The 488-nt window shown below is 62.1% G+C and carries 1 pseudogene; it reads right to left on the reverse strand.

Features of this window, described 5'->3' with window-relative positions:
- A pseudogene (locus AC1D0P_RS28690) lies at positions 1-488 on the reverse strand (hypothetical protein); the annotation flags it as partial.

Below are 488 nucleotides of genomic sequence, written 5' to 3' on the forward strand. Positions count from 1 at the left end.
CGATCATCTGGCGCACGGTCGCATATTCAAGGCCGAGCACATTGTCGATGAAGATCTTGCGGTCCATGTCCTCCGGGCCGAAGCCGTAATTGGAGGGCGACAGTTCATGATAGTCCTCGACCGGGGCAGCGATGCCGAGCGGGTCGAGCTTGGCATGCAGGTGGCCGCGCATGCGATAGGCACGGATCATCATGATGGCGCGCACCGAATCGCGTGCCGCGCGCTCGATCTCCTGCGGACTGACGGGCTGGCCCGCCGCAGCCGGCGCAAGTGCCGCCTTGGTTTCGAGCTTCTTGGTGACCGCCTTTTCAACCGAGGGCCAGTCACCGTCGAGCGCACTGACCAGTTCGCCGTTCATCGGCACCGGCCAATTCTTCTTCTGCCAGGAGGCGCCCTTGGCCGCCTTGGAAATATCGGAGGGACTGTCTTCAAGCGCCTTGAAGAATTGCTGCCATTCCTGCGTCACGGACGACGCATCGTCCTGATAG

The organism is Polaromonas sp. P1_G2 (assembly GCF_056405515.1).